The organism is Planomonospora algeriensis, assembly GCF_977012225.1.
This window is the reverse complement of record NZ_CDRNDK010000628.1, coordinates 1-2,991: the sequence shown is the minus strand read 5'-3', so window position 1 is coordinate 2,991 and position 2,991 is coordinate 1. Positions and strand designations below refer to the sequence as shown.

At 72.4% G+C, this 2,991-nt stretch carries 3 protein-coding genes; 1 reads left to right on the top strand and 2 read right to left on the bottom strand.

Annotated features, from left to right (window positions below; all coding sequences use genetic code 11):
* Positions 1-110 precede the first annotated feature (110 nt).
* Both ACWJ6R_RS33640 and ACWJ6R_RS33635 read right to left on the bottom strand, forming a co-directional pair.
* The gene (locus ACWJ6R_RS33640; RefSeq protein WP_449066084.1) at positions 111-557 is read right to left on the bottom strand and encodes a nuclear transport factor 2 family protein; all 447 of its coding nucleotides are present in this window, start codon (positions 555-557) and stop codon (positions 111-113) included.
* 31 nt (positions 558-588) lie between these two features.
* Positions 589-1,467, bottom strand: coding sequence for a TIGR03619 family F420-dependent LLM class oxidoreductase (locus ACWJ6R_RS33635; protein ID WP_449066083.1), 879 nt, complete (start codon positions 1,465-1,467; stop codon positions 589-591).
* Positions 1,468-1,619: 152 nt separating this feature from the next.
* Between ACWJ6R_RS33635 and ACWJ6R_RS33630 the strand changes: the two genes are divergently transcribed.
* The gene (locus ACWJ6R_RS33630) at positions 1,620-2,609 is read left to right on the top strand and encodes an LLM class flavin-dependent oxidoreductase (protein ID WP_449066082.1); all 990 of its coding nucleotides are present in this window, start codon (positions 1,620-1,622) and stop codon (positions 2,607-2,609) included.
* Positions 2,610-2,991: the final 382 nt, after the last annotated feature.

The following is a 2,991-nucleotide window of genomic DNA, read 5'->3' as shown; positions in this document are numbered from 1 at the left end:
CCGCGGCGCGGCTGGGACGACCGGCACGTGAGGACTGCGGCGCGTGAGGTGCTGCGGTGCGGCCCGCACGACCGGCACACGGGGCACGGGGCACTACGGCGGGTGCGGGACTACGGCGCGGTCAGGGTGGCCAGCGCACGGTCCGGCTCCCAGTGGGCGCGGAGCGAGGTGATCAGCCCCGACGCGTCGACGGTGTAGACGATCACGCAGTCGACCGTCATCACCGCTCCGCCGTCCAGCGTCATGGTGATGGAGACGACATTGGCGCAGCACGGCCCGTTGGCGAAGGAGTCCGCGACGCGGAAGCGGAACGCGCGCACCGAGGCGACGTGCCCGTCCCAGAAGCTCCCGATCCCGTCGCGGCCACGATGTCCCTTGCCGTCGGGGTCCAGCATCGAGGGCCCGACGGGGTCCTCCACCAGGGCGTGCGGCGCGAACAGCCCGAGCCAGTCCTCCCTGCGCCCGGCGGCGACCGCGGTCATGGACGATCGCGCCGCCCGGCGCGCGGGGTGGTCGCCGTACGGCGCTTCCCAGATGACGGCGGTGGAATCACTCACACGGAAAACTGTAACCTGTTATCGGAAATCATCAAGGATCGACTTTCGCGATGACCGACTCGGCGAAGCGCTCCAGGTGCTCGATCTTCCGGCTCAGCGGCTCGGCGTCCGGTCCCTTGACGTACGGGTTCCGGAAGCCGACGACCAGGTCGGTGACGCCTTTGTCGGCCAGCCGCCTGACCCCGTCCGGCGTGTACGCGTCGGCGGAGATGACGTGGATCTCGAAGGGCCGGTCGGCCGTGCCGTACTCCGCGCGCAGGACGGCCAGCCTGCTCAGCAGCGCGTCCAGCTCGGCGGCGCCCCCTCCGCCGTGCATCCAGCCGTCGCCGAGGCGGGCGGCCCGGCGCAGCGCCCCCTCGCTGTGCCCGCCGACCAGGATCGGGACCGGCTCGGTGGGGACCGGCGACATCTTCACCGGGGGCAGGTCGTAGAACTCGCCGTGGTACTCGAAGTAACCGCCGCCGGTCAGGCCGCGCAGGACCTCGATGGCCTCGTCCATCCGCCGGCCGCGCCGCGCCCACGGGACCCCCATCGCCGCGAAGTCCTCGGGCCAGGGGCTGATCCCGACGCCGAGGGCCAGCCGGTTGCCGGTCAGGAAGGCGATCGAGCCCGCCTGCTTGGCCACCAGCACCGGCGGGCGGACCGCCAGCTTGAGTACGAACGGCGTGAACCGGATCGTCGAGGTCACCGCCCCCATGGCCGCGATCAGAACGAACGTCTCGACGAAGCTCTTGTCCTCCAGGAACCCGCGGTCGCCGTCCGCGGTGTACGGGTAGCCCGTCGCGGACTCCTTCGGATAGACCAGGGAGTCGGCCACGCTGACGCCCGCGTATCCCGCGGCCTCGGCGGCCCGGGCCAGGGGCAGGTGGTACGACGGGTCGGTCATGGCCTCGGCATAGGTGAACCGCATGAGCCCACATAACAATAGAACACGTTATAGTTCAATCTCCCGTGACCTGGAAATAACCGCTCCGCCGCCGCTGTTGCAGAGCGTGTCCCGAGACGGCGGGGGTCTCCGGGACCGGATCCGCGTCCTCCCCGCCCGGTGAAAGGCGCCCCTCCATGACCGTCCCGCTCTCCATCCTCGACCTGGCCCATATCGGTGAGGGGGAGACCGCCCGGGACAGCTTCCGCGCCAGCGTGACGCTGGCCCAGCGCGCCGAGGAGTGGGGCTACCGGCGGATCTGGTACGCCGAGCACCACAACATGCCGTCCATCGCCTCCTCGGCGACCAGCGTGCTCATCGCGCACGTGGCCGCGCACACGCGGACGATCCGCCTCGGCGCCGGCGGCGTCATGCTGCCCAACCACTCCCCGCTGACCGTCGCCGAGCAGTTCGGCACCCTCGAGACCCTGCATCCCGGCCGCATCGACCTCGGCCTCGGCCGGGCCCCGGGCAGCGACCAGCAGACCATGCGGGCCCTGCGCCGCACTCCGGCGGCGGCCGACGGGTTCCCGCAGGACGTCCTGGAGCTGCAGGGATACCTGACCGGCGAGTCCCGGATCCCCGGTGTCGACGCGACCCCGGGCAAGGGGACCGACGTGCCGCTCTACATCCTCGGCTCCTCGCTGTTCGGGGCCAAGCTCGCCGCCGCGCTCGGCCTCCCGTACGCCTTCGCCTCCCATTTCGCCCCGGACGCGCTGGAGGAGGCCGTCGAGGTGTACCGGCGCGAGTTCACCCCGTCGGCGCAGCTGCGGGAGCCGTACGTCATCGCCGGGGTGAACGTCATCGCGGCGGACACCGCGCAGGAGGCGCAGGAGCAGTTCCTGGAGGCCAAGCGCAGGCGGGTGGGCCTGTTCCTCGGGCGGGACCGGACGTTCACGCCGGAGGAGGCCGACCTGGTCCTCGCCTCCCCGGCAGGGCGGCAGATCCTGCAGATGGCCAGGTACTCCGCCGTCGGGACCCCGGCCGAGGTGACCGAGTACCTCGGCCGGTTCGCCGAGCACGCCCGCGCCGACGAGCTGATCGTCGTCTCCGCGGCCCCCGGCAGGGAGGCCTGGCTGCGCTCCCTCGAACTGCTGGCCAAGGAGTACGGCCTGACCCCCGCCTGACGCCGGGGCGTTCCGCGGCGGCGGCCCGGCTCCTGCGCACCGCCCGGGGAGCACCGCCCGGGGAGCACCGCGCGAAGAGCACCGCCGGGAAGCACCGTCCGGGGGCGAATCCGTTCGAACCATATGCGCGCAGCGGTTGTCGAACCCGGTGGAACGGTCCGATTCCACCAGGGTGCCGAGACCGTTCCGGAGAGCGGGAGCGTGCGGAATGCGGTTCATCAGGGAGTCGGCGGAGAGCGCGACGCGGGCGCGCCGCCCGGTGCGGGCGGGAGCGCGGTGGAATTCCGCGAGGGTGCTCGTCGCGGCCGTCCTGACGGCGGTGTGCGCCACCGGGCAGGGAACCGGTTCCGCCGAGAGCGGGACGGCCGGCGCCCCGACCGCG

Excerpts from the sequence above, each read along its gene's own strand:
- ACWJ6R_RS33635 (WP_449066083.1), bottom strand. The coding sequence starts at position 1,467 with ATGCGGTTCACCTATGCCGAGGCCATGACCGACCCGTCGTACCACCTG.
- ACWJ6R_RS33630 (WP_449066082.1), top strand. The coding sequence starts at position 1,620 with ATGACCGTCCCGCTCTCCATCCTCGACCTGGCCCATATCGGTGAGGGG.